We start from the raw sequence: 3,643 nt of genomic DNA on the forward strand, positions 1-3,643 counted from the left end.
CATCATTAATTAAAAATCAAACAGTCATGCAAAAAATTATTTTGTACACCATCATTATTGCTTTTAGTTTAGTGACAAAAGCATTTGCCCAGGAAAAAAGTTTTGAAAAAAAGGCGAAAGAAATCGCTTCTAACATTGAAATGATTACTATTGAAGAAAAAAATGCTTTGAAGAAAGAAGTAGAGGCGATTGATTTGCAAGTAAAAGAAGGGAAAATTTCAGCCGAAAAAGGACAAGAATTAAAATTGAAAATTGCAGAAGAACGTGCCAAAAATATTGAAACTAAAGTGGCCATTGAAGAAGAAAAATTGGCACAATTAGTAAAAGATAAGGTTGATGGAAGGATTACTGATACCATCGAAGCTTCTTCAAGAAAAGGAGGAACAACCATTGTTATAGGAAGTAGTTCGCGAGATTCAATAGGGCAAAATAAAACGGAAATCAATTTGGGTTCTATGAAGATATATAAAGGCGAAAAAGATAAAGCTGAAAGAAAGTCTAAAAGAACTACATCGCAATTTGTTTTTGCATTCGGCTTAAATAATGTAATTACTAAGGATGAAAATTTGAAAGACTCAGATTTTAAAGTGTGGGGTTCTCATTTCTATGAGTTGGGAATTACATATAATTCTAGAATTTTCAAAAATCATAACCTTATGCATGCTAAGTATGGGCTTTCATTAATGTATAATAACCTTAGACCAACAGATAATCGTTATTTTGTTGCCAATGGAGATCAAACAGATTTGGTTCAATCAACTGTAAAACTTGATGAATCTCGTTTTAGAAATGTGTATTTAACTGCTCCAATTCATTTAGAATTTGATTTTACGCCAAAAAAACTTTCAAAAGACGGAACCAAAACGTATTTCAGAACACATGAGTCGGTCCGATTAGGAATTGGAGGTTATGCAGGTGTTCGTGTTAAATCAAAACAAATATTAAAATATGAAATAGACGATCATAAAATAAAGGAAAGACAAAAAGGAGATTTCAATGTTTCGGATTTTAATTATGGATTGAGTGCATATGTAGGATATGGTCAAACCAGTCTATATGTTAAATATGACTTAAATCCAATGTTCAAAAACAATAATATAGATCAAAACAACGTTTCATTAGGTATACGCTTTGATATTAATTAAATTTAGGGTTAGGTTAAGTTCTCTGTTTAAAAAGCACTTCATGTAAATGAAGTGCTTTTTTTGTTTACGAATGATTTTTATCGATTAACTTTGTAACTTTGAATTCGTTTTTTAAAATCCTAAAAATCAAAAATCTATTTTGATATCTAAAGACACCATAGAGAAAGTTTTTGAAACCGCCCGAGTTGAGGAGGTGATTGGTGATTTTGTTCAACTCAAACGCGCTGGAAGTAACTTAAAAGGATTGTCTCCGTTTGTGAACGAGAAATCGCCATCGTTTATGGTTTCTCCGGTAAAGCAAATTTGGAAGGATTTTTCTTCTGGAAAAGGCGGAAATGCCGTGACATTCTTGATGGAGCACGAACATTTTACCTATCCCGAAGCCATTAAATATTTAGCGAATAAGTACAATATCGAAATTGAAGAAACGATTCAAACCGACGAAGATGTAGTGCAAGCCAATGAAAAGGAAAGCATGTATTTGGTTTCCGAATTCGCACAGAAATATTTTCATCACACTTTATTAGAAACGGAAGAAGGAAAAGCCATCGGATTGTCTTATTTTAAAGAACGTGGTTTTACTTCAGATACGATTAAGAAATTCGGTTTAGGATATTCTCCTGAATCATGGGATGCTTTTACAAAAGAAGCACTCGGAAAAGGATATAAACTAGAATATTTAGATAAAACCGGACTTTCCATAGTTAAGGAAGACAAGCAATTCGATCGATTCAAAGGTCGTGTAATGTTTCCAATTCACAGTATGAGTGGACGTGTTTTAGGTTTTGGTGGTCGTATTTTGACCAATGACAAAAAAGCTGCAAAATACCTGAATTCGCCCGAAAGCGATATTTACCACAAGAGTAAAGTTTTATACGGAATTTTTCATGCGAAGCAAGCTATCGCCAAACTAAATAATTGTTATTTGGTGGAAGGTTATACCGATGTTATCCAAATGCATCAAGCTGGAATTGAAAATGTTGTTGCGTCTTCAGGAACTGCTTTAACATCAGACCAAATTCGTTTAATTAATCGTTTAACGCCAAACATTACCGTGCTTTTTGATGGAGATGCGGCTGGACTTCGAGCTTCAATTCGTGGTATCGATTTGATTTTGGAAGCTGGAATGAATGTAAAAGTGTGTACGTTTCCTGATGGCGATGACCCAGATAGTTTTGCAAGAAAAACTTCGTATGAAGATTTGTTGCAATATTTTGAAGATAACGCCAAAGACTTCATTCAGTTTAAAGCGTCTTTATTGATGCAAGAAGCTAAGAATGATCCAATCAAAAAGGCGGATTTAATTCGGGATATGGTCATCAGTATTTCAAAAATTCCAGACCGAATTAAAAGAGAGGTCTACATCAAGGAATGTTCCAGAATCATGGATATTTCCGAAGATGTACTTTTTAATACCTTAGCGCAATTAGTAAAGAAAGATTTATCGGAAGCTAATAAACAATATAAAGAGGAACAAAAGGCATTTGAAATCGTAAGAAATGATGTTACTCAACCTACATCAAAAGTTGATATTCAATATGAATTGGAACATAAAATCATTCAGATTTTGTTGTTGTATGGCGATAAAGAAGCCGAATTTGAAGATACTATTTTAAGTCAGAATGAGGAAGGAGAAATGGTTGAGGTAAAAGAGCAAAATACCTATAAAGTTTTCCAACGAATCTATCTGAGTTTGCAAGAAGATGAGGTAGAACTGGCAAATCCAATTTTCAAAGAAATTTACAATCATTTAATTGCATATTTTAATGAAAATGAGTCATTTGAATTGGATAAATATTTGATGCAACTTCCTGAAGAATTAGCGCAAGAAGTCTCCACGGTTCTTATGAATGAAGAACGTGAGGTATTACACAATTGGGAAGTACAACAAATTTATGTAAAACAAAAGGAATCCACCATAAGCCAATACGTAACCGAGACGATTATCACATTGCGATGGTATTTAGTCAATAACATTATAGACGATTTGAAAAATTCAATTTCGTCCGATGAAAATTCTGATAACTCAGAAACTCTGGAAATGGTAATGGCTTATTTGGGGTTAACACATATCTTTTCTAAAAACTTGGGTAGAGTTTTGTCAAGATACAATTAAATTACATCTAAATCTTTTGCTTTTTTTAATAAATCCACGAGGTTAGTTACATCTAGTTTGGCTAATAATCGCAATTTGTAAGTGCTAATTGTTTTTTCATCTAAACCAAGTATTTGAGCTACTTCTTTGTTTTTCTTACCATCATTTAGGTAACGAAGTACTTCAATTTCTCTTGTAGATAATTTTTTAAACAATCGCTCCGATTTTTTTCCTTTACTAAGCATTTCAATGCTTTTCTTAACCGTTTCGCTAAAGACAACTTTGCCTTCAGTTACTTTTGTAATTGTGGCTTCTAGATCTTTTAAATCACTTCTCTTAGAAACGTATGCTGAAACTCCTGCTTTTATTGCTGTTGGTGCATACATCTGTTCGGAAACATTTG

At 33.0% G+C, this 3,643-nt stretch carries 3 protein-coding genes; 2 read left to right on the forward strand and 1 reads right to left on the reverse strand.

All coding sequences use genetic code 11. The features are described 5' to 3' along the window. Both B4I81_RS07045 and dnaG read left to right on the forward strand, forming a co-directional pair. Nucleotides 1-1,145, forward strand: a 1,145-nt coding sequence (locus tag B4I81_RS07045; RefSeq protein ID WP_291109113.1) for a hypothetical protein, incomplete at its 5' end; no start/stop codon positions are given. Between the two features lie 139 nt (nucleotides 1,146-1,284). Then, the gene (dnaG, locus tag B4I81_RS07050; RefSeq protein ID WP_291109115.1) at nucleotides 1,285-3,261 is read left to right on the forward strand and encodes a DNA primase; all 1,977 of its coding nucleotides are present in this window, start codon (nucleotides 1,285-1,287) and stop codon (nucleotides 3,259-3,261) included. Here dnaG and B4I81_RS07055 read toward each other — a convergent pair. Continuing rightward, on the reverse strand, nucleotides 3,258-3,643 hold a 386-nt coding region (locus B4I81_RS07055), incomplete at its 5' end, for a response regulator transcription factor (protein WP_291109117.1). The two genes, dnaG and B4I81_RS07055, sit on opposite strands and share 4 nt — an antisense overlap.

Origin of the sequence: Flavobacterium sp. UBA6195, assembly GCF_002422095.1 — a bacterium.
Classification (GTDB): Bacteria; Bacteroidota; Bacteroidia; order Flavobacteriales; family Flavobacteriaceae; genus Flavobacterium.